Source organism: Pseudomonas sp. NPDC090755, assembly GCF_044769005.1.
Lineage (GTDB): Bacteria > Pseudomonadota > Gammaproteobacteria > Pseudomonadales > Pseudomonadaceae > Aquipseudomonas.
The window spans coordinates 68,913-89,288 of sequence record NZ_JBIVXC010000020.1 but is presented as its reverse complement, the minus strand read 5'-3'; the positions used below and the strand labels follow the sequence as shown (position 1 = coordinate 89,288).

The following is a 20,376-nucleotide window of genomic DNA, read 5'->3' as shown; positions in this document are numbered from 1 at the left end:
CCAGCCTGTCAAACTACCCATGCCGAACATCCTCCTGGTCGAAGACGACTGCGCCCTGTCCGAACTGATCGCCAGCTACCTGCAGCGCAACGACTTTTGCGTCAACGTGATTGCCCGCGGCGACCATGTGCTGGCCGAAGCCCGGCGGACCAAACCGGACCTGGTGATCCTCGACCTGATGCTGCCCGGACTCGATGGCCTGCAGGTCTGCCGCCTGTTGCGGGCCGAGTCCCAGGCCCTGCCGATCCTCATGCTCACCGCCCGCGACGACAGCCACGACCAGGTCCTGGGCCTGGAGATGGGCGCCGACGACTACGTCACCAAACCCTGCGAGCCACGGGTGTTGCTGGCCCGGGTGCGTACCTTGCTGCGGCGCAGCAGCATCAACGAGCCACGCCTGGAGACCGACCTGATCGTGATCGGCGGCCTGCGCATTGACCTGGCCGAACGCAATGTGTACTGGCGCGAGCAACTGGTGGAACTGTCCAGCGGCGAGTACAACCTGCTGGTGGTGCTGGCGCGCAACGCCGGCGAGGTGCTCAGCCGCGACCGTATCCTGCAGCAGTTGCGCGGCATCGAGTTCAACGGCACCGATCGTTCGGTGGACGTGGCCATATCCAAACTGCGGCGCAAGTTCGACGACAACGCCGGCGAGGCGCGCAAGATCAAGACCGTGTGGGGCAAGGGCTACCTGTTCAGCCGCCTGGAATGGGAGTTCTGAGGCTGCCATGCTCAAGATCCTCGTTCGCCTGTACCTGGTGACCATCGCGGCCTATGCTGGCGCGCTGCTACTGATCCCCGACGGCATCGTCGGCGCCTTCCACGAGCGCTTCATCGCCTACAACCTGGACCAGGCCAAAGGCGTGCAGAAGCTGATCGTCGAACGTTTCCACCAGGTGCCGGCGGCGCAGTGGCCGGAGGTCGAACGGCAACTGGCAGCGGATTTCGCGCCGCTGGAGATCGAACTGCGGCGCCAGGACCAGATCGGCCTGTCCCATGCCGACCGTGCCCGCCTGAACGCGGGGCAGAATGTCGTCACCCTGGGCGACTGGGGTTATTACAATGCCGCCCTGGCACCGCTGGATGGAACCTGGGCGGTGGAGCTGCGCAACCCGCCGGACCCGCTGGACATCAACCTGCTGTCCTGGGGCGTCACGGTACTGATCGGCGCCGCCTTGCTTGGCTGCCTGCTGCTGTGGGTCTGGCCGCACTGGCGCGACCTGGAGCGGCTCAAGGAAACCGCCCGGCGCCTGGGCCAGGGCCAGCTGTCGGAGCGTACGCACATTCCGGCGCGGTCGAACATCGGTGAACTGGCGCAGGTGTTCGACACCATGGCCCAGGATGTCGAACGCCTGCTGACCCAGCAGCGCGAACTGCTCAACGCGGTTTCCCACGAACTGCGCACGCCGCTGACCCGCCTGGACTTCGGCCTGGTGCTGCTGTTCGACGAAGTGCCGCCGGGGTGCCGCAAGCGCTTGCTGGAACTGGTCGGGCATGTGCGCGAGCTGGACGAACTGGTGCTCGAACTGCTGTCCTACAGCCGCCTGCAGAATGCCGACCAGGCCCGGGAGCGGGTCGAAGTGTCATTGCTGGAACTGGTCGACAGCATCCTTGGCAGCTTTGCCGAAGAGCTTGATAGCCGTGGCATCGAATGGCAGGTGCGTGCCGACGACAAGCTGCCGCGCTTCATCCTCGACCCGCGCCTGACCGCCCGGGCGCTGCAGAACCTGGTGCGCAATGCCATGCGTTACTGCGACCGGCAACTGCTGCTGCGTCTGAAACTGGATGCCGAAGGGCATTGTCTGGTCACTGTCGAGGACGACGGAATCGGCATCCCCCATGACCAGCGCGAGCTGATTTTCCAGCCGTTCTACCGCCTGGACCGCAGCCGTGATCGTGCCACCGGCGGTTTTGGCCTGGGCCTGGCAATCAGCCGCCGGGCGATCGAGAGCCAGGGCGGGACCCTGACCGTCAGCCAGTCGGCCCTGGGTGGGGCGCAGTTCAGGATTCGCCTGCCGCGCGGGTAGAGGGTAGTTGCGACCGCTGTGCGGTCGGTCGCCGGCGATGGGGTCAAAGGTTGGCTTGCGCCTGCGCCTGCCACAACACATACCGATCCTTGCCCCCATGCTTGGCCTGGTACAGGGCCTCATCCGCCTTGACCAGCGCATGGGTCAGGTTGTCATCCTGCAGGATCCGGGTCAGGCCGATGCTGATGGTCACCGGGTGTTCGGCGGCGTCTTCGCGCACACGCTGGCACAGGGCGGCGACGCGCTGCTCGGCGTCGGCCTGGCTGAGGCCCCAGAGGTAGATGACAAACTCCTCGCCACCCAGGCGCGCATACTCGAACTCGGTCATCGAGGCCTTGATGTTGGCCGCGGTGCGTTTGAGCACCAGGTCGCCGGTGTCGTGGCCGAAGCGGTCGTTGACCTTCTTGAAGTTGTCGATATCGACCATCGCCAGGTAGCGGTTCTGGCCATTGTCTTCCTGCAGGTGGGTCTGGGCCTTGGTCATGAACGAGCGGCGGTTGGGGATTTCGGTGAGGACGTCGACATAGGCCTGCTCCAGCAGGAGCTTGGACATGTAGAAGTTGTACAGCTTGGCGCGGCGCATCTTCAGGTAGGTGTAGAGGATCAGGCCGTTGAGGAACAGCCCATAGCAGACGAACAGGGTACCGCGCAGGTCCAGCACATGCAGGCCCGGCACCTGGAAGGGCTGCAGGTTGATCCAGGTGACCAGGATCGCGGCGAAGAACGACCAGCGTCGCACCGGCAGCACCGAGATGCTGTACAGCACGCTGGAGGCGCCCAGCATCATCCAGGCCGGGCGGATATCCACCGGCAGGCCTTCGATCACCAGGCGCATGGCCAGGGTGATGACCGCGACGAACACCAGGTTGAGCAGGTCGAAATGCCCGGCCTTGCGGGTGAAGGCGAGGACAATCGTGAGGATCGCCATGACGGTGATAAAGATCATCGACAGGTAGGTAAACCCTTGCCCGCCCCGGTAGCTGACGATCAGGTCGAAGAGTATCCAGATGCCGATGCTGACGCAGAAGATCAGCAGGCAGAACGAATGCAGGTTCTCGAAGTCATGCTGACGGAATTCCCGGCGAAGTGCCGGTGGCGCGATGTGTTTGCGCACTTGTTGTTCGATGGTCTTGTACATGGTGGCCGTGCGGATCCGAAAGGGTCTGTTATGCGACTCAGTTGTGGCTCAAGGTTAGCAGGCCGCCGGGCAGCACACAGAGGCCCGGAAATTGACTATTGTCAGGCTCAGGGCGCATCGGGCTCGCCCGTACGTTCCTCCAGCCAGCGGCTCAGTCGTTCGGCGATCCGCTCGCTGGCGCGGCCGTCGCCATAGGGGCTGAAGACCCGGCTCATGCGCTGGTAGGTGTCGGCGTCGTCGAGCAGCAGGCTGGTTTCCTTGACGATCCGTTCGGTCTGGGTGCCCACCAGCTTCACCGTACCGCCTTCGAGCACCGTGTGCCGGTCGGTGACCTTGCGCAGCACCAACAGCGGTTTGCCCAGGGCCGGCGCTTCTTCCTGGACACCGCCGGAGTCGGTGAGGATCAGGTAGGCGCGGTCCATCAGCCAGACGAAATGCTGGTAGTCCTGGGGTGGCAGCAACAGCATGTTGGACTGGTGTGACAGCAACCCGTACACGGCTTTCTGCACCTGCGGATTGAGGTGCACGGGGTAGACGAACTGCACATCCGGATAGCGCAGGGCCAGTTCGGCCAGGGCCAGGCAGATGCGTTCGAAGCCCTGGCCGAAGTTCTCCCGGCGGTGGCCGGTGATCAGCACCATGCGCTGGTCGTTGCGCAGCTGCGCCAGGGGCGAATCGGCGGCCGGCTTCCAGCCGCTTCTGTTCAGGTGCTCACGCATCCACAGCAGGGCATCGATGACGGTGTTGCCCGTCATCTCGATCTGCTCCTGCGGTACGCCCTCGCGCAGCAGGTTGTCGCGGGCGCGGTTGGTGGGCGGAAAATGCAGGTCGGCGATCACTGCGGTCATGCGCCGGTTCGCCTCTTCGGGCCAGGGTGCCTTGATATTGCCGCTGCGCAACCCGGCCTCGACATGGCCGATGGGAATCTGCCGGTTGAAGGCGGCGAGGGCGGCGATGAAACTGGTGGTGGTGTTGCCATGGACCAGGACGATGTCCGGGCGGATGCGCGCGTAGGTGGCGTCCAGTTGCTCGAGCAATTGCCGGGACAGGCCGTTGAGGGTCTGGTCCTGGGTCATCACATGCAGGTCTTCGTCGACGCTAAGGCCAAAGTCACGCAGCACCTGCTGGAGCATTTCCCGGTGCTGGCCGGTGGAGCAGATGTTCAGGTCGAGGTCGGGCCATTGTCGCAACACCTGGGCCAGCGGCGCCATCTTGATTGCTTCGGGGCGCGTACCAAAAACCATCATGACTGTGTAGGCCATCGTCGCGATCCTCGTCCCGTCCTGGTGAGCGCCGTTGTACGATCCAGTGGTGGTGTAGACGTTAGATACAAGCAGCAGACAAGGGGGTTGTCCAATGGTCGAGCAACACCTGTAGCCTGGCGGCAGCGGCTACAGGGAATTGGTGTTCAGTGGCCATCGCCGGCGCTGCCGGCTCCCACAGGGTTTCGGTGTAAACCGCCCCCTGTGTGGGAGCTGGCGAAGCCTGCGATCGACTGCGCAGCAGTCGCAATGCCTCTACGACCGCTTCGCAGCCTGGCGGCAGCGGCTACAGGCTCAGCGCTCCACCTGCGCTTGCAACCAGTCGAGAAATGCCCTGATCGCCGGCTCGCGCTCGCGTCCCGGCAGGCACACAGCGCTGTACTGCGCCGCCTCCAGGCGAATGTCTGGCCGCCATGGCTGCAGCAACCCCTGCGCGAGGCTGTCGGCCACCAGCACGTTGCTGGCCAGCACCAGTCCGTAGCCGGCGCTGGCTGCCTGCAGGGCGTAGTGCTCATCGTCGTAATGGTGAAAGCGTGCCCGTCGCAGCCAGTCCTCGCAGCCCGCCAGGGCACACCAGTGCGGCCAGTCGATGATCACGCCGCCGACCGACGCCCAGGGCACCTCGATCAGCGACAGGGGGTGGTCGGCCGGCGGCTCCTGCCAACCCGGCGGGGTGTAGACAGAGAAGTACTCACGTAGCAATGGCCGCCGCAGCAAGGCCGGGTCAGGGGTGAATTCGGCCCGCAGCGCCAGGTCGAAACGGTGGTCGCGGTGCAGGTCGACCAATTCGCTGCCGGTCATCACCCGCACCTGGATATCACCATGGCGCCGATGAAAATCCCCCAGGCGCGGGATCAGCCACAGGCTGGCGAAGGCGGCGGTGGTGGTCAGGGTCAGTTGCTGGCGCTCGCACGGCGGACGCAGGTCGGCCAGGCTGCGCTGCAGGTCGGAAAACCCACTGTGCACCTGCTGGTAGAGGCGCTCGCCGGCTTCGCTCAAGGTCACCCGCTGGGCGCTGCGCTGGAACAGCAACAGGCCCAGGTGCGATTCCAGGCGCTTGATCTGATGCGAGACCGCCGCCGGGGTCACGCTCAATTCGTCGGCCGCAGCCTTGAAGCCGCCCAGGCGAGCCGCTGATTCGAAGGTGCGCAATGCCGTCAGGGGCAGCTTGGCGAACATGACGTTCAACCTGATTGGGGGAGGCTCAATCTAGCTCAATTGAACCCCGGTCTCAACGCGACTACGGTGTGGGCTCATTCCTCGATCGGAGCCGGTGATGCAAGGCAAGGCGCGCAAAGTGGTCCAGGCCATTCTCTATGAAGCCATCGCGGTGCTCTGCGTGGCCCCGGCGCTGTCCTGGGCCTTCGACGCCGGCATGGCTCACTCCACGGTGCTGTCGCTGATTCTCTCGGCCGTGGCCCTGGGCTGGAACATGCTCTACAACTGGGCCTTCGAATACTGGGAAGCACGCCAGGCGCAACGGCGGCGCACCCTGTGGCGGCGGTTCCTGCATGCCCTGGGCTTCGAAGGCGGACTGGTGCTGATCCTCCTGCCGGTGGTGGCCGGCTGGTTGCAGATCAGCCTGTGGGCGGCGCTGCTGACCAACCTGGCGCTGTTCCTGTTCTTCTTCGTCTATGCCTTTGTCTTCCAGTGGAGCTTCGACCGGGTGTTCGACGTACCGGATTCGGCCCGCGAGCCTGCTTGACTTTGCCTGCACCGCTGCGCTAGTTTCGCTGCCATGAATACATTCCTGCAGTCGCCTCAGCACAGCATTATTACCGCCATTATCGTTTTGGCGGGCTAGCTGGCACTTGCACCGAACCCGCCCTGGAGGCGGGTTCTTTCTCTCTCTCCTGGGCACATTTGAAAACCAGGAGTCATTGATGACCAGCCTTGCCGTTAGCCCTCGCACCCCGTCCGCGTCGCTGAACCTGCTGTCCGACTACGTGCGCCGCATCCTTGCCGCCCCGGTGTACGACCTGGCGATCGAAACCCCGTTGCAAGTGGCCCCGGCCCTGTCCCTGGCCCTGGGCAACCAGGTGCTGCTCAAGCGCGAAGACCTGCAGCCGACCTTTTCCTTCAAGATCCGCGGCGCCTACAACCGCCTCAGTCGCTTGAGCCCGGCCCAACGTGCCCGGGGAGTGATCACCGCCTCGGCCGGCAACCATGCCCAGGGCGTGGCCCTGGCTGCCCGGGAGCTGGGCATGCGCGCCACCATCGTCATGCCGACCACCACCCCAGAGCTGAAAGTGGCGGGCGTGCGTTCCCGTGGCGGCGAGGTGGTGCTGCACGGCGACAGTTTTCCCCACGCCCTGGCCCATGCCCTGAAACTGGCCGACAGCGAAGGCGCCACTTTCGTCCCGCCTTTCGATGATCCGGACGTGATCGCCGGGCAAGGCACCGTGGCCATGGAGATCCTGCGCCAGCAGCCCGGCGCGCTGGATGCGATCTTTGTTCCGGTGGGGGGCGGTGGCCTGATCGCCGGCATCGCCGCCTACGTCAAATACCTGCGCCCCGAGGTCAAGGTGATCGGCGTCGAACCCCAGGATTCCAACTGCCTGCAGGCGGCCATGGCTGCAGGCGAGCGGGTGGTTCTGGCCCAGGTCGGCAGCTTCGCCGAGGGCGTGGCGGTGGCGCAGATCGGCGCCCATTGCTTCGAACTGGCCCGCCACTATGTGGACGAGGTCATCACCGTCAGCAACGATGAACTGTGCGCGGCAATCAAGGACATCTACGACGACACCCGTTCCATCACCGAGCCGTCCGGAGCCCTGGCGGTGGCGGGCATCAAGAAGTACGTCGCCCGTGAGAACGCCCGGGGCCAGACCCTGGTGGCGATCGATTCGGGCGCCAACGTCAACTTCGACCGCCTGCGCCACGTGGCCGAGCGTGCGGAACTGGGCGAGCAGCGCGAAGCGATCATCGCCGTGACAATCCCCGAACAGCCCGGCAGCTTCCGTGCCTTCTGCCAGGCCCTGGGCAAACGGCAGATCACCGAGTTCAACTACCGTTATTACCCGGGCAAGGAAGCGCGCCTGTTCGTCGGCGTGCAGACCCACCCGCAGCATGACCCGCGCGAGCAGTTGCTGGCCAGCCTGCGCGAGCAGGGCTACAGCGTGCTCGACCTGACCGACAACGAACTGGCCAAGCTGCACGTGCGCCATACCGTCGGCGGCCATGCCGGCCCGGGGGCGGATGAGCGGGTGCTGCGCTTCGAGTTCCCCGAGCGGCCGGGCGCCTTGCTGGGCTTTCTGGAGCGCCTGGGCAAGCGCTGGAACATCAGCCTGTTCCACTACCGCAACCACGGTGCGGCCGAAGCGCGGGTGTTCGCCGCCCTGGAGGTGCCCGAGGAGGAACAGGCCGGCTTGCCACAGGCCCTGGATGCCATGGGCTATCGCTACTGGGACGAAACCGACAACCCGGCCTACCGCCTGTTCCTCGGCTGAGCAAGGCTTGCCCCAGATCAACACGGGGCAGGGCACTTAGGCGGATCCTCAAGGCAATGGAATATTGCATGAGGATTTCGCCATGAGCAGCACGTTCTTCATCCCCGCCGTCAACATCATGGGCATCGATTGCCTCGACGAGGCGATGGCCGCCATTGCCGGCTACGGATTGCGCAAGGCCCTGATCGTCACCGATACGGGCCTGGCCAAGGCCGGGGTCGCCGAACGTATCGCCGAAATGCTGGCCATGCGTGACATCGACTCGTCGATCTTCGATGGCGCCAAACCCAATCCCAGCATCGCCAACGTCGAACAGGGCCTGGCCCAACTGCAGCGCGAGCAGTGCGACTGCGTGATTTCCCTGGGCGGCGGCTCGCCCCACGACTGCGCCAAGGGCATTGCCCTGTGCGCCACCAACGGCGGTCATATCCGTGACTACGAAGGCGTCGACCGTTCGGCCAAGCCGCAGCTGCCGCTGATCGCGATCAACACCACGGCCGGTACGGCCAGTGAAATGACCCGTTTCTGCATCATCACCGACGAAGCCCGCCATGTGAAAATGGCGATCGTCGACCGTAACGTCACACCGCTGCTGTCGGTCAACGACCCGGCGCTGATGGTCGCCATGCCCAAGGGCCTGACCGCGGCCACCGGCATGGATGCGTTGACCCACGCCATCGAGGCCTATGTGTCCACCGCGGCCACGCCGATTACCGATGCTTGCGCGATCAAGGCCATCGAGCTGATCAGTGAAAATCTACGTCAGGCCGTGGCCGACGGCAGCGACCTGCAGGCGCGGGAGAACATGGCCTATGCGCAGTTCCTGGCCGGCATGGCGTTCAACAACGCGTCGCTGGGTTATGTGCACGCCATGGCTCACCAGCTGGGCGGTTTCTACGACTTGCCCCATGGCGTCTGCAACGCCGTGCTGCTGCCCCATGTGCAGCGCTTCAATGCCAAGGTCAGTGCCGCACGCCTGCGTGATGTGGCCAAGGCCATGGGGGTGGACGTTGCCGGCATGAGCGACGAGCAGGGCAGTGATGCGGCGATAGCGGCCATCGAACGTTTGTCCCGGGCCATCGACATTCCGTCCGGGTTGGCGGTGCTGGGGGCGCGGGAGGCGGATGTGCCGGTGCTGGCCGGCAATGCGCTGAAAGATGCCTGCGGCCTGACCAACCCGCGGCCGGCCAGCCAGGCGCAAATCGAAGGGATCTTCAACGCGGCGTTCTGATGCACTGATACCCATCGACAACAGCATGATGAAGATGATGCCGACCACCGACAGGATGGTCTCCATCATGCTCCAGGTCTTGAAGGTCTCGGCCACGGTCATGTTGAAGTACTGCTTCACCAGCCAGAAGCCGGCATCGTTGACGTGGGAGAGAATCAGCGAGCCCGCGCCGGTTGCCAGTACCAGCAGTTCACGGTTGACCCCGGGGATCATGCCGATCACCGGGGCGACGATACCGGCACCGGTAATGGTCGCCACCGTCGCCGACCCCGTGGCGATGCGGATCACCGCCGCCACCAGCCAGGCCAGCAAGATCGGCGAGATCTGCGCCTGCACCGCCATCTGGCCGATGACGTTGCCCACCCCGGTGTCCACCAGCATCTGCTTGAAACCACCCCCCGCACCGACAATCAGCACGATGGCCGCCGTAGGCGCCAGGCTCTGGTCGAGCAGTTTCATGATCTGCTGGCGGGAGAAGCCACGGGCGGCGCCAAAGGTGTAGAAGGCCAGGAGCAGGGCGGCGAGCAGGGCGGTGATCGGGTGGCCGATCAGGTCCATCCACTGGCGCACGATATGCTCGGCTGGCAACACAACGTCGGCAAAGGTTTTCAACAGCATCAGGAACACCGGCAGCAACACGGTGATCAGGGTCACGCTGAAGCTGGGCAGGTTCTGTTGCGACGACTCACGGGCGATCTGGTCCATCAGCTCCTGGGACGGCGAGCCTGGGATGTAGCGCGAGATGAAGTTGCCATACAGCGGGCCGGCAATAACAGCGGTCGGCAGGGCGACGATCAGGCCGTAGAAAATGGTCTTGCCGATGTCGGCATTGAAGATGCCGATGGCCAGCAGCGGGCCCGGGTGCGGCGGCACCAGGCCGTGGACCACCGACAGCCCGGCCAGCAGCGGGATGCCGATCTTGATCAGCGACACGCCTGAGCGGCGGGCAACGATGAACACCAGCGGAATCAGCAGCACGAAGCCGATTTCGAAGAACAGCGGAATGCCCACCAGGAAGGCGGCGAACATCATCGCCCAATGCACCTTCTGCTTGCCGAAGGCGCGGATCAGGGTCTGGGCGATCTGGTCGGCGCCGCCGGAGTCGGCCATCAGCTTGCCGAGCATGGTGCCCAGGGCCAGGACGATACCGACGAAGCCCAGCACGCCGCCGAAGCCGTCCTGGAAGGATTTCATCACCTTGGCCACCGGCATGCCCGACGTCAGGCCGAGAAAGCCGGCGGCCAGGGTCAGGGCGACGAAGGGGTGGACCTTGAAGTGGGTGATCAGCAGCACCAGACCGATGATGGTGACCACTGCATCGAGCAGCAGGTAAGTATCAGTTGCCAGACCGAACATGGTTCAGTTGCCTCGTCTTGTCATTTTTGTGGGCGAAACAATTGCAGCGTTTGCGGGTTGAGATAGCGCTATCTTTGGTGAGCCGGAAAACCGCCTGGATCAGGCCGTACGCGCCAGCACCGGTTCACCGCAGGGCTTTAGCCAGTTGTCGACACGCACCGCGAGCTGGTCCACCGGCAGGGTGGCATCCAGCAGCAGGACCAGCGCCTCGCCTTCGGGGCGTTCGAGGGTGGCGAACTGACTGGCGATCAGGCTGGCGGGCATGAAGTGCCCGGGGCGGGCAAGCACCCGGCGGCTGGCTTCGTCAGGCGACAGGTCGAGGAACACGAAGCCAAGGTCGGGCACGGCATGGCGCAGGGCGTCGCGGTAGCGCTTCTTCAGCGCCGAGCAGGTGAGGATCGGACGATCACCGGCCTTGAGCGTGGCTTGCAGCTCCTGGCCCAGGCGAATCAGCCAGCCTTCGCGGTCGTCATCGTCCAGGGGGATGCCGGCACTCATCTTCTCGATATTGGCAGCGGGGTGGAAGGCATCGCCTTCGATCAGGCGGCCGCCGCTATGGCCGGCAATGGCGGCACCGACGCAGCTCTTGCCGCAGCCAGCTACGCCCATTACCACGATCGCGGACAGGGGTGGGTTCATCGGTACCTCCTGCAGGGAAAGATAGCGCTATCTTCAAGCGAGACGGCAGGCGCCTCGGGCGCTATCCACCCAGATGTTATTGGTCTTGTACAAGCAGTCTGGATGCTCATTTCAGGCGACCTGCACTTATGCATTGCCTGGGGGGTGAGACAGCGCTACCTTAGTGCCCGTTCCCTATTCTTGGCAAGTCGAAAATAAAATTCACCATGACCCGCATCGGCTCCCGCACCACCGGTCGTCCCACCCTGGCTGAAGTCGCCAGGCTTTCCGGGGTTTCCCCGATCACCGCCTCCCGCGCCTTGCGTGGCGTCAGCACGGTTGCCCCGGAGCTGGTCGAGAAGGTCAAGCAGGCGGCCACCACCCTGGGCTACGTTGCCAACCCGGCGGCCCGGGCGTTGGCGTCGGCGCAGAGTGAATCGATCGTGGTGCTGATTCCGTCGCTGTCCAACCATCTGTTCATCGAAACCCTGGAAGCCATTCACGAGGTCATGCGACCCCGTGGGCTTGAGGTGTTGATCGGTAACTATCACTACGATATCGCCGAAGAAGAGAACCTGATCCGCAACTATCTCGCCTATCAGCCCCGGGGTATGCTGCTCACCGGTTTCGATCGCAGCGAGGCGTCCAAGCAGATGCTCAGTGCCAGTGGCGTACCCTGCGTGCACATGATGGAACTGGGCGATGGCGAGCAGGGCATGTCGGTGGGCTTCTCCCAGCAACAGGCGGGCGCTGCGGCGGCGCGTCACCTGCTGGAGCGCGGATGCCAGCGCCCGGGCTTTATCGCCGCCCAGCTCGACCCGCGGGTGATGCAGCGCGCCGAAGGCTTCCGCCAGGCCCTGGTCGAGGCCGGCCGCTATGCCAGCGAGCTGCAAGTGCTGGCGCCGCAGCCGTCGTCCATCGGCCTGGGCGGCGAGTTGTTCAGTCAGTTGCTGGCGCGTCACCCGGATGTCGATGGCATCTTTTTCTGCAACGACGACCTGGCCCAGGGCGCGATCCTCGAAGCACTGCGCCTGGGTATCCCGGTGCCGCAACAGGTGGCCATGATCGGCTTCAACGACCTGCCGGCATCGGCGCACATGGTGCCGCGCCTGACCTCGATCCGCACCCCGCGCGCCGCTATCGGTCGCTGCGCCGCCCAGGCCTTGCTGGGCCTGCTGGACGGCAAGCGCGCCACCGTGCAGAACCAGGACCTGGGCTTCGAACTGGTGGTGCGCGAAAGCAGTTGATGCCCCGGATCGGGCGCCGATGAGCAGTGATGTCATCGTGCTTGCACGGCGCTGCGGCCGATCTATGCTCAGCAACACCTGAGCAATGAGGGCGGTTCGATGTTTGATTTTCATCGCAAGTCCGATCTGGTCGCAATCGAGCAACACACCCGGGAACTCGCCGGGATCACCGCCAAAATGGCCGCCATCAGCCGCTCCATGGCGATGATCGAGTTCAGCCCCGACGGCATCGTTCTGGAGGCCAACGAGCACTTCTGCAAGGCCATGGGCTATCGCCCGGAACAGATCATCGGCCAGCACCACCGGATGTTCTGCACCCAGGAGTACGCCAACAGTGACGCCTACCGCCAGCTATGGCGGGACCTGGCCCGCGGCGAGGCGCAGAGCGGCACCTATGCGCGGGTCGACCGGCAGGGGCGCGAGGTCTGGCTGGAGGCCAGCTACATGCCGGTATTCGGACCGCAGCAACAGGTCACCAGCGTGATCAAGCTGGCCTGCGACATCACCGCCCGGGTCAACCATGAACACGAAGATGAAAGCTTGATCAATGCCATCAGCCGCGCCATGGCGGTGATCGAGTTCACCCCAGAAGGCCGGGTGATCAAGGCCAACCAGAATTTTCTCGACACCATGCACTACCGCCATGAGGAAGTGGTCGGCCAGCATCACAGCCTGTTCTGCCACAAGAGCGAACGCGAATCGGCGTCCTACAAGGCATTCTGGGCTTCGCTCAACCGCGGCGAATACCATTCGCATCGGTTCGAACGGGTCAACAAGCTGGGGCAGCGTGTTTATCTGGAAGCGTCCTACAACCCTATTTTCGATACCCGTGGCCGCCTGTACAAAGTGGTCAAGTTCGCCAGCGATATCACCGCCCAGGTCAGCACCCAGCAGTGCGCCGCCGAAGCGGCCCATGCCACCTCGGTGCAGAACGACGCCTGTGCACGTAAAGGCTCGCAGGTGGTGCAGCAGGCCGTGCAGGTGATCGAAGAGATCTCCCACAACCTCAATGACGCTGCCCGCAGCATCGATGCGGTCAGCAAACAGTCGCAAGTGATCGGCAAGATCGTCCAGACCATTGGCGGCATCGCCGACCAGACCAACTTGCTGGCACTCAATGCCGCCATCGAAGCGGCGCGGGCGGGTGCCCACGGACGCGGTTTTGCGGTGGTGGCCGATGAGGTGCGCAGCCTGGCGGCGCGCACCAGCAAGGCCACCCTGGAGATCGTCGACGTGGTGCGCCAGAACCACGACCTGTCGCTGACCGCCGTGGCCAGCATGCAATCGAGCCTGAGCCGCACGGGCCTGGGGGTGGAGCTGGCCAATGAGGCCGGTGAGGTGATCCTGGAAATCCAGCACGGCTCCCAGCATGTGGTCGATGCCATCAGCCAGATCAACTCGACCTTGCAGTTGCACTGACCCCGCTCATCACAGGTCCGCCGGTTGTGCCAGTTGCCTGTCCAGGGTCAGCAGGCTCTGCTCCAGGACGCCCAGCAATGGCTGTAGCTGGGTGTCGCTGGCATCGCCCAGGCAGGCCTGCTCCAGGGTTTCGCAGTGGCGCACCAGGGTACGGGCCTTGAGCATCTTGGCCCCCCCTTTGATCCGGTGGGCCACCTCGCGCAGCGCCTGGCGATCCGGCCGGGGGCCCAGCGCCTGCAGGCGCTTGAGGTCTTCGCGATTGCTCTGGGCCAGTTCGTGCAACAGTCGCTCGACCAGCCTGGGATCGCCCTGGGTCAGGTAGTGCAGGTTGTCGACGTCGAAACCAGTGGCCGGATCGTCCTGCGCGGACGGCTGCGCAGTGACGGGCGCGGCGTTCGCCGCCTGAAAGAAGCGTTGCAGCTGCCCCAGGCCGATCGGCTTGAACAGGCAGTCGTTCATGCCACTGGCCAGGCAACGCTGGCGCTCCTCGGCCTGGGCGTTGGCGGTGAGGCCGAGGATCAGGCAGGGCGCTTGCGCCTGTTGATGCTCCAGGGCACGGATCTCGCGGGCCAGTTGCTGACCATCCATACCGGGCATGTGACAGTCGGTGATGACCACGTCGAATCGCGCCTGCTGCCACAACGCCAGCGCCTCATGGCCATGGCGGGCCTGGCTGACGCGGTGCCCGAGTGTGGTCAATTGCCGTTCCAGCAGCATGAGGTTGGCGGGGTAGTCATCCACCACCAGGATCGATTGACCCGGTGCCTGGGCATCGGCCATCACCGGTGTGTCCTGGCCGGCTGCCACGGGCTCGGCCAGGGGCAGGCGCAGGACGACGTCGACCCGTGTGCCGTCCCCCACGCGACTGTGCATGTGCAAATGCCCGCCCATGAGTTCGCACAGGGTGCGGCTGATCACCAGGCCCAGCCCCGTGCCCTGGCGGGTCGAAGGCTGGCCGACCTGGGCGAAGTTGCGGAACAGGCGCTGTTGGTCCTGGGCGCTGATGCCGATGCCGCTGTCCTGTACCGAGAGCTTGACCTGCATCTGGCCAGGCAGGCTGTCATCGAGCTGCAGGCTCACCGTGACGCCCCCCCGTTCGGTGAACTTGATCGCATTGCCTAGCAGGTTGGAGAGGATCTGCTTCAGGCGCAGCGGATCGACGGCCACCAGGTGGGGGCTGCACTGCAGGTCGGTGGCCAGGCTCAGGCCCTTGAGCCTGGCGCTGCCTTCGAAGACCCGCACCGTGGCACTGACCAGGGCACCGAGATCGGTCGGTTGCGGGGTCAGGGTCATGTGCCCGGACTCGATGCGGGCAATGTCGAGGATATCGCCGATCAGTTCCAGCAGGCCATTGGCCGACTCATAGGCGACCTGCAACGATGCCTGGTCGGCCCGGCCAATCCCGGCATCCTTGACCGCCAGCTCCAGCAGACCGATCACCGCGTTCATCGGTGTGCGGATCTCGTGGCTCATGGTCGCCAGGAAGGTGCTTTTGGCACGGCTGGCGTCTTCGGCCTGGTCCTTGGCCAGGCGCAGCTCTTCGAGCAGGCGTTTGCTGAAGCCCAGCTCGTGTTGTAACGCCTGTTCGGCCTCGCTGCGTTGCCGTACCAGTTTGCGCAGGTAGCGGTTCCAGATGATCACCGCGGCCATGAGCACGCCGGCCCCGAGCAGGATCTGCAGCACCAGTGCGCGGTAGTTGTACCAGGGGCTGTCGCTGACCAGCACATTGGGGCGCCAGCGGCCGGTCAGCTCGGTCATTTCGTCCGGTGGGATGCTCAGCAGCGCCTTGTCCAGGATCGAGTGCAGCAAGCTGGCATCGCGGGCCACGGCGAAGGCGGCGGTGCCGGGCTGGTCGCCGTAGATCGAGGCGATACGCAGCTGGCCCTTGAACAACCGGCTGGTGAAATAGGCAGCGTTGATCTGGGTGCTCAGCCCGGCATCAGCCTTGCCCTGCATCACATTCTCCATCAGGGTCAGCGGGTCTTCGGCTTCCACCAGCGCGCCGAGTGCCAGGCGCCGGGGCAGTTCCTCCACGAGCGGATAGCCGCGGATCACGGCCAGGCGCTTGCCCTTGAGCTGCAAGGGGTCATTGAGCGTCTGGTTATCGCTGCGGGTCACCAGCACCCGCGGCGAAATCAGGTAGGGGCGGGTGAAGCGCAGGGTCGCCTCGCGCGCCTTGCCCCGAGCCAGGGTGCCGGCGATCTCGGCGCTGCCTTGCTCGACCCGGGTGATCAGCTCAGGCACCGAATCGACCGGCAGGATGTCGAACTTCAGTCCCGTGCGCAGGCTGATCTGCTCAAGGACGTCGGCGGTAATGCCGCGGAACTGTTGGTTGTCGTCATAAAAGCTCAACGGCGCGAAGTACTTGTTGACCACCACCCGAACGCGCGGATGCTGTTCGATCCAGGCGCGCTCGGCAGCGGTCAGGGTCAGGGTGCTGCGATCAAGCAGCACCCGGGTACTGCCACTGGTCCAGCGGCGCAGGATGTTCAGGCGGTCGTTGTCGCCGATTTGGCTCAGGGCCTGGTCGACCAGGCGCTGCAGCACCCGGTTGTCACGGGCCATGGCGAAGGCGAAGGTGCCGCGCAGGTTCTTGATGAAATGGCCGATCTGCACGCTGCCCGAATAGTTGCGGGTAATCAGGTAGTCACTGCTGACCGCGTCGCCGAGAAAGGCATCGGCCTGTCCCATGGACACCGCCGACAGCCCGGCCACCGCCGAGCTGTAGAGCAACAGCCGGGCCTGGGGGTACAGCGCCTGGACCACGGCGGTCGGCAGGTAGTGGTCGACCATCGCCAGGCGGCGGTTTGCCAGGCTGTCCTCCTGCCCCAGGGAGGCGCCCGAGGCCGTAACGATCACTGGCTGGTCATCGGCATAGGAGCGGCTGAGGACCAACTGGGCGTCGGCCGCCTCGAAGGCGTTGGAGCTGCCCAGCAGGTCGATGTGTCCGGCGTGCAGGGCGGCAATGGCATCGGCGCGGCTGGCAAAGCGGCGAATCGCATGGCTGTAAGCCACGTAGATACTGGCCTGGAGCGGTATGTTGATTTGAGTTACCACGCCAGTTACCACTGGTCGGATGGGCCTACATCGCTGTAGGCCCTTGTCGTTTCGGGTCGGGGTAACAGGGGAATTTCAATGCAAGCGCGGCTTCGGCCCGCCCAGCGCCAAACGCTGGTACTCACCAACGGCAACAAATAGCGCTTCCGCTTCCAGGCGCAGCTTCTCGACCTCTTCCGCAGGCTGAACCCCTTGCGCCTCGTGGTAGCGGCGCAACGCCTGCATCGCCTGCTGCATCAGCGACTCGCCTGCCTTGATCTTTTCGCTCAGGCCTTCCTTGTTATCTTTATCCATCGAATCCACCGTTTTCGATTTCTTGCCCGGCTATTCCTGTGGCCATTCATTTGACTGGTAACCGCTACCTGTTTCTCGCAAGAATTCAGCTTCAAAATTTCTAATGGAGACAAATAGCTCTTCGTCACCAAAAGCCTTTGCTACCAAACTAAAGGCCACAATGCCACGATAGAAGTAATTCCAAAGGTCTGCTCTATGCTCCGCTTGCCTCTCGGTTCCATGCATGCCGCGCATCTGGAACTGTGGTGGAACACCTCCATACATATCCATGATTTGTGGTGAGGCGGCATGGACAAAACCTGAGTACGCCTTGCTGACGGTTTTGGATGCGTCCAAATTCTTGCTTGAGCCTTTTGGACCGTTTAAGCATCGATCCAGGTACGCCCGAATTTTTTTCCTCGGAACCATCGCCCGCTCCTTGGACGACACGATAACGTCGTTGGGATCGAACTCCTCCTGATAAAAATAATCTAGGTAATTTTTATGCGACGGTTCTGAATTACCAAGTATTATCGAGAAGGAGAGGAATGATACATCTTCGGTTATCTCGTCAAGAATTCTTTGCAGAGCAGCCTGTTCTTGGAGAAAGCCTGTTTCCAAAAGAAGTCTTGCGGCATGGAGCCCGCTGACCAATCTAGCGAGTTTTTGCACCAATGCTTGATGTACCGTTTTCTCAACATAACGATAAACAAAGGAGCCCTTGTACGGCTCGCGCCTTGGTCCTGGGACGCGCGCGGCTAAGCCATTAACTGTGCGTTCCATATGCTCTAATGCTTGCTCGTAAAAATCGGTACTTATCATAGTGAATATGTTATCAGGTGGGGTTATCAGTAATGGGCGGGATATTTATTGTGTTTGTGCGATTGCTGACGTAGTGTCGTGAAAGATTCGATTTATTTATATTCTTATCGCGCAATTTAATTCTGATATTGTCCCACTCAAAAAATATTAGCACAACCTCTTCAGGGGGCTGTGCAGCAGATAAATAACGGTTGGCGTGTACCATCTTGGTTGGTGATTCACGGTGGTCATTGTAGTTCTTAAGTGTTTCCTCAAGTGAGGCGCGAGCAGCTTCAACTGATACTTGAATTTTATCGCGAATTTTATCGTGAATTCGAGAAATGCAGCCGATGTAAACCCTGATTGCTGTTGTTAGTTCCACCTTTTCAGGCATATTATTCAGAACATATTTCTTAAAGTCCGGATTCCCACTGAGTAGTTTCTTGTCGGTGAAAACCAGAGTGCGGTTTTCCCAAAGACGTCCGCCGTCCTCCGCCGGATAATTTTTGTTGTCTAACGTCACTTGGCTAACGCATAGGCCTGCGTGCTGAAGATGGTTCCTCAAAGCTTCGAGAAAAGCATACTCAAAGTTCGCGTCGTATTCCCCGCTCGTGAGTCCTTTTAGAAACGACTCTAGATCAACTTTATCCTCGGCTGGCAAGCACTGTTTCAAGTGTCGCGGCATGTGGTCCATGTACATGCGTGTCGAAGTCAGTATATTAGTTATCCGTCTATTGAACCTTGTGATTTCATCAAACATATCAATATAGTCATCGGAGAAACGCACCTGATGTGCTAGAGCGCAGTTCAACAGGTCTTGCTCGTACTCAACGTAGTTGCAAGTGATAAGCTCGTACTTCTCCTCAACGGCTAATGCGGCACTCAGTGTTGCACGGCATCGCTTAATATTTTCAAATTCATCCTTTGATATTTCAATCTCAGGATTTAGATCAAGAGTGTTAATTGTCAAGCAATATCTTTCTTGATTAGTCATCATGCATTCCTTCGCTACAGATAAGGCAATAATATTATCAGGACCCCATTGTCCGTGCACGCAAAAGTTTGAGTCTAGTGCTGACTTTCATGATGTGCCTGGGATGAAATAATAAATTGCTCTGTCGCAATGACGGCCTTTTCACAGCAGCTCACTGCGCCGCCGCATCCGGTCGCGTGCCGCTGCTCGCGCATCACCCTCATCGGATTGACGCTGGGCTGAACTACCAGGCTGTTCGCGCTCCGGGTCTTCCACCGGCTCTGGCTGGATCACCGGCAGCGGCTCAGGTAGAGGCTGCCAGCGGGGTACGCCAGTCGGCGTGATGTCACGAGGAACCTTGGAGGGGTCAGAGTGCAGGGCAGCAGCAAGGGCATAGGCGACTCGCCGCGCAGCCTCAACGGAGTTGGAATCAAAGTTAAAATTATTTTGCTGCACAAAATCGGCGTCATCCTTCTGAGGCGCTGGGAATAAGCGAGAAAGTCCTTGTCTTAAAAATTCAGCAGGGTTGTCCTGGGCAAACTTAAGCAGCCACTTAACACCGCCCAGTTTTTTATATACGGTCAGTAAATCTGAAGCCATTTCCGCAGTGACAAGTTGGCGCTGGCCTTTATCCAAACTACCTTTAGTACGTCCGCCAGTTTTACGCGCACCAATTCTTGCGGTCATTCTTCACCAGCCTCACCTGTAAGCGCGGTCGATACAGAATCCAGCGTGCCATCTGGCCGATAGCGAAAATCTGCCTTGGCGCCCGTTATTGGGCAATTAGTAGGTTGTTGCTCTTTCAGCCATATATTAAGTGCCTCAACTAAAACTATTGCCTGAGCTTGTGAATCTTCGTCGCTATCAAAGACTAGGGTAGCCATTTATTGCCCCTCTGGATCGTTGCCATAAATTTTTCTTGGCTGATTAACTTTGGCCGGTGCAACGGCAGACGGCATGGGTGCTACATCAGATGGAATTAGCCTAACGACCTGGCCTAATTCATTTCGCTGGCAGAAGAAAGTTAGATTGCCACAGTGCGCTGCACAAATTCTCCCGAACTCATCCCGATCAAACGAAATATCACGCATCGGCGGCGCGGGTGTTCTTGGCGGTGTTGGAACTTGCTTAAAATTTACAAACGTCTGGTGTCGGTTACATTGTTGATCGAGCAGCCGTTGCACCTGCGGCGGCTGTTTGACTGGCTGCTGTTCAAGTGCCTGTTCCACACGCTGGTCGATCAGCCGTTGAATAGCCGTCGTTAAATCGTCATCAGCAGGCGTGGGGGCTTGTGCTTGTTCCTGCCGAAGCATTTTTCGCTCCAGCATTTTTAATTTAGGTGACATTTTTTGCAGCCTCGATCAGATTAATCAGCTTGGCTTGTTCTGCTGAATGAAGACTTTGCTTGCTCAATAAGTCATCCAGCTTGGCAAGCAAGCGTTGATTGCCACCAAGGGCGGCGACCTTTTTCCGGAGTTCACGGGCTTCAAGGATCAGTGGGTTACTTCCGGTGATTATGTCGCTCATT

The 20,376-nt window shown here is 62.0% G+C and carries 19 protein-coding genes and 2 pseudogenes; 8 read left to right on the top strand and 13 right to left on the bottom strand.

Features of this window, described 5'->3' with window-relative positions:
- Window positions 1-19 precede the first annotated feature (19 nt).
- Window positions 20-721, top strand: a complete 702-nt coding sequence (locus ACIQUS_RS23275) for a response regulator (RefSeq protein ID WP_403052111.1) — start codon at window positions 20-22, stop codon at window positions 719-721.
- 7 nt (window positions 722-728) lie between these two features.
- The gene (locus tag ACIQUS_RS23270) at window positions 729-2,027 is read left to right on the top strand and encodes an ATP-binding protein (RefSeq protein ID WP_403052108.1); all 1,299 of its coding nucleotides are present in this window, start codon (window positions 729-731) and stop codon (window positions 2,025-2,027) included.
- Window positions 2,028-2,070: 43 nt separating this feature from the next.
- Here the strand turns inward: ACIQUS_RS23270 and ACIQUS_RS23265 are convergent, their stop codons facing one another.
- The 3 genes from ACIQUS_RS23265 to ACIQUS_RS23255 form a co-directional block, all read right to left on the bottom strand.
- On the bottom strand, window positions 2,071-3,165 hold the full coding sequence (locus tag ACIQUS_RS23265) for a GGDEF domain-containing protein (RefSeq protein ID WP_403052105.1): 1,095 nt from the start codon (window positions 3,163-3,165) through the stop codon (window positions 2,071-2,073).
- 107 nt (window positions 3,166-3,272) lie between these two features.
- Window positions 3,273-4,427 (bottom strand): non-hydrolyzing UDP-N-acetylglucosamine 2-epimerase, encoded by a 1,155-nt coding sequence (wecB, locus tag ACIQUS_RS23260; RefSeq protein WP_403052102.1) that lies wholly within the window; start codon window positions 4,425-4,427, stop codon window positions 3,273-3,275.
- Between the two features lie 294 nt (window positions 4,428-4,721).
- Entirely contained in the window at window positions 4,722-5,606 is an 885-nt protein-coding gene (locus ACIQUS_RS23255) for a LysR substrate-binding domain-containing protein (RefSeq protein ID WP_403052099.1), read from the bottom strand.
- A gap of 97 nt (window positions 5,607-5,703) precedes the next feature.
- Between ACIQUS_RS23255 and ACIQUS_RS23250 the strand changes: the two genes are divergently transcribed.
- From ACIQUS_RS23250 to yiaY, 3 genes are all read left to right on the top strand, one after another.
- A complete protein-coding gene (locus tag ACIQUS_RS23250) occupies window positions 5,704-6,132 on the top strand; it encodes a PACE efflux transporter (protein WP_403052096.1) in 429 nt (142 codons plus the stop codon).
- A gap of 178 nt (window positions 6,133-6,310) precedes the next feature.
- The gene (gene ilvA, locus ACIQUS_RS23245; RefSeq protein ID WP_403052093.1) at window positions 6,311-7,873 is read left to right on the top strand and encodes a threonine ammonia-lyase, biosynthetic; all 1,563 of its coding nucleotides are present in this window, start codon (window positions 6,311-6,313) and stop codon (window positions 7,871-7,873) included.
- An 82-nt stretch (window positions 7,874-7,955) separates the two neighbouring features.
- Window positions 7,956-9,104 carry an L-threonine dehydrogenase gene (gene yiaY / locus ACIQUS_RS23240; RefSeq protein WP_403052090.1) on the top strand — a complete coding sequence of 383 codons (1,149 nt, stop codon included), beginning with the start codon at window positions 7,956-7,958 and terminating at the stop codon, window positions 9,102-9,104.
- A 12-nt stretch (window positions 9,105-9,116) separates the two neighbouring features.
- On the opposite strand, the pseudogene ACIQUS_RS23235 reads toward yiaY, so the two are convergent.
- Window positions 9,117-10,460, bottom strand: a pseudogene (locus ACIQUS_RS23235) (GntP family permease); the annotation flags it as partial.
- 99 nt (window positions 10,461-10,559) lie between these two features.
- Complete coding sequence (locus ACIQUS_RS23230) at window positions 10,560-11,099, bottom strand: gluconokinase (RefSeq protein ID WP_403052087.1); 540 nt, start codon at window positions 11,097-11,099, stop codon at window positions 10,560-10,562.
- Window positions 11,100-11,305: 206 nt separating this feature from the next.
- Here ACIQUS_RS23230 and ACIQUS_RS23225 point away from each other — a divergent pair, with 206 nt between their 5' ends.
- From ACIQUS_RS23225 to ACIQUS_RS23215, 3 genes and pseudogenes are all read left to right on the top strand, one after another.
- Window positions 11,306-12,325: a LacI family DNA-binding transcriptional regulator gene (locus tag ACIQUS_RS23225; RefSeq protein WP_403052084.1), complete on the top strand. Its 1,020-nt coding sequence runs from the start codon at window positions 11,306-11,308 to the stop codon at window positions 12,323-12,325.
- Window positions 12,326-12,424: 99 nt separating this feature from the next.
- A pseudogene (locus ACIQUS_RS23220) lies at window positions 12,425-13,207 on the top strand (PAS domain-containing protein); the annotation flags it as partial.
- Window positions 13,208-13,249: 42 nt separating this feature from the next.
- Window positions 13,250-13,744 (top strand): methyl-accepting chemotaxis protein, encoded by a 495-nt coding sequence (locus ACIQUS_RS23215; RefSeq protein WP_403052153.1) that lies wholly within the window; start codon window positions 13,250-13,252, stop codon window positions 13,742-13,744.
- Window positions 13,745-13,753: 9 nt separating this feature from the next.
- On the opposite strand, the gene ACIQUS_RS23210 is transcribed toward ACIQUS_RS23215, so the two are convergent.
- The 8 genes from ACIQUS_RS23210 to ACIQUS_RS23175 all read right to left on the bottom strand — a co-directional run bounded on the left by ACIQUS_RS23210 (window position 13,754) and on the right by ACIQUS_RS23175 (window position 20,375).
- On the bottom strand, window positions 13,754-16,801 hold the full coding sequence (locus ACIQUS_RS23210; RefSeq protein WP_403052081.1) for an ATP-binding protein: 3,048 nt from the start codon (window positions 16,799-16,801) through the stop codon (window positions 13,754-13,756).
- Window positions 16,802-16,876: 75 nt separating this feature from the next.
- Window positions 16,877-17,095, bottom strand: a complete 219-nt coding sequence (locus ACIQUS_RS23205; RefSeq protein ID WP_403052078.1) for a hypothetical protein — start codon at window positions 17,093-17,095, stop codon at window positions 16,877-16,879.
- A gap of 30 nt (window positions 17,096-17,125) precedes the next feature.
- Window positions 17,126-17,857, bottom strand: coding sequence for a hypothetical protein (locus tag ACIQUS_RS23200; RefSeq protein WP_403052075.1), 732 nt, complete (start codon window positions 17,855-17,857; stop codon window positions 17,126-17,128).
- A gap of 52 nt (window positions 17,858-17,909) precedes the next feature.
- A complete protein-coding gene (locus tag ACIQUS_RS23195; RefSeq protein WP_403052072.1) occupies window positions 17,910-18,869 on the bottom strand; it encodes a hypothetical protein in 960 nt (319 codons plus the stop codon).
- Window positions 18,870-19,010: 141 nt separating this feature from the next.
- Window positions 19,011-19,535 carry a hypothetical protein gene (locus tag ACIQUS_RS23190; protein WP_403052069.1) on the bottom strand — a complete coding sequence of 175 codons (525 nt, stop codon included), beginning with the start codon at window positions 19,533-19,535 and terminating at the stop codon, window positions 19,011-19,013.
- The gene (locus tag ACIQUS_RS23185) at window positions 19,532-19,732 is read right to left on the bottom strand and encodes a hypothetical protein (protein WP_403052066.1); all 201 of its coding nucleotides are present in this window, start codon (window positions 19,730-19,732) and stop codon (window positions 19,532-19,534) included. Before ACIQUS_RS23185 ends, ACIQUS_RS23190 begins: the two co-directional genes overlap by 4 nt.
- Window positions 19,733-20,194 (bottom strand): hypothetical protein, encoded by a 462-nt coding sequence (locus ACIQUS_RS23180; protein WP_403052063.1) that lies wholly within the window; start codon window positions 20,192-20,194, stop codon window positions 19,733-19,735.
- Window positions 20,184-20,375, bottom strand: coding sequence for a hypothetical protein (locus ACIQUS_RS23175; protein ID WP_403052060.1), 192 nt, complete (start codon window positions 20,373-20,375; stop codon window positions 20,184-20,186). Before ACIQUS_RS23175 ends, ACIQUS_RS23180 begins: the two co-directional genes overlap by 11 nt.
- Window position 20,376 lies beyond the last annotated feature (1 nt).

What these genes read in the sequence shown, in the direction of transcription:
- ACIQUS_RS23265 (WP_403052105.1), bottom strand. Translation starts at nt 3,165, where the DNA reads ATGTACAAGACCATCGAACAACAAGTGCGCAAACACATCGCGCCACCG.
- yiaY (WP_403052090.1), top strand. Translation starts at nt 7,956, where the DNA reads ATGAGCAGCACGTTCTTCATCCCCGCCGTCAACATCATGGGCATCGAT.
- ACIQUS_RS23195 (WP_403052072.1), bottom strand. Translation starts at nt 18,869, where the DNA reads ATGACTAATCAAGAAAGATATTGCTTGACAATTAACACTCTTGATCTA.
- ACIQUS_RS23200 (WP_403052075.1), bottom strand. Translation starts at nt 17,857, where the DNA reads ATGGAACGCACAGTTAATGGCTTAGCCGCGCGCGTCCCAGGACCAAGG.
- ACIQUS_RS23175 (WP_403052060.1), bottom strand. Translation starts at nt 20,375, where the DNA reads ATGAGCGACATAATCACCGGAAGTAACCCACTGATCCTTGAAGCCCGT.
- ilvA (WP_403052093.1), top strand. Translation starts at nt 6,311, where the DNA reads ATGACCAGCCTTGCCGTTAGCCCTCGCACCCCGTCCGCGTCGCTGAAC.
- ACIQUS_RS23270 (WP_403052108.1), top strand. Translation starts at nt 729, where the DNA reads ATGCTCAAGATCCTCGTTCGCCTGTACCTGGTGACCATCGCGGCCTAT.
- ACIQUS_RS23275 (WP_403052111.1), top strand. Translation starts at nt 20, where the DNA reads ATGCCGAACATCCTCCTGGTCGAAGACGACTGCGCCCTGTCCGAACTG.
- ACIQUS_RS23190 (WP_403052069.1), bottom strand. Translation starts at nt 19,535, where the DNA reads ATGACCGCAAGAATTGGTGCGCGTAAAACTGGCGGACGTACTAAAGGT.
- ACIQUS_RS23225 (WP_403052084.1), top strand. Translation starts at nt 11,306, where the DNA reads ATGACCCGCATCGGCTCCCGCACCACCGGTCGTCCCACCCTGGCTGAA.
- ACIQUS_RS23255 (WP_403052099.1), bottom strand. Translation starts at nt 5,606, where the DNA reads ATGTTCGCCAAGCTGCCCCTGACGGCATTGCGCACCTTCGAATCAGCG.
- ACIQUS_RS23185 (WP_403052066.1), bottom strand. Translation starts at nt 19,732, where the DNA reads ATGGCTACCCTAGTCTTTGATAGCGACGAAGATTCACAAGCTCAGGCA.
- ACIQUS_RS23230 (WP_403052087.1), bottom strand. Translation starts at nt 11,099, where the DNA reads ATGAACCCACCCCTGTCCGCGATCGTGGTAATGGGCGTAGCTGGCTGC.
- wecB (WP_403052102.1), bottom strand. Translation starts at nt 4,427, where the DNA reads ATGGCCTACACAGTCATGATGGTTTTTGGTACGCGCCCCGAAGCAATC.
- ACIQUS_RS23205 (WP_403052078.1), bottom strand. Translation starts at nt 17,095, where the DNA reads ATGGATAAAGATAACAAGGAAGGCCTGAGCGAAAAGATCAAGGCAGGC.
- ACIQUS_RS23250 (WP_403052096.1), top strand. Translation starts at nt 5,704, where the DNA reads ATGCAAGGCAAGGCGCGCAAAGTGGTCCAGGCCATTCTCTATGAAGCC.
- ACIQUS_RS23180 (WP_403052063.1), bottom strand. Translation starts at nt 20,194, where the DNA reads ATGTCACCTAAATTAAAAATGCTGGAGCGAAAAATGCTTCGGCAGGAA.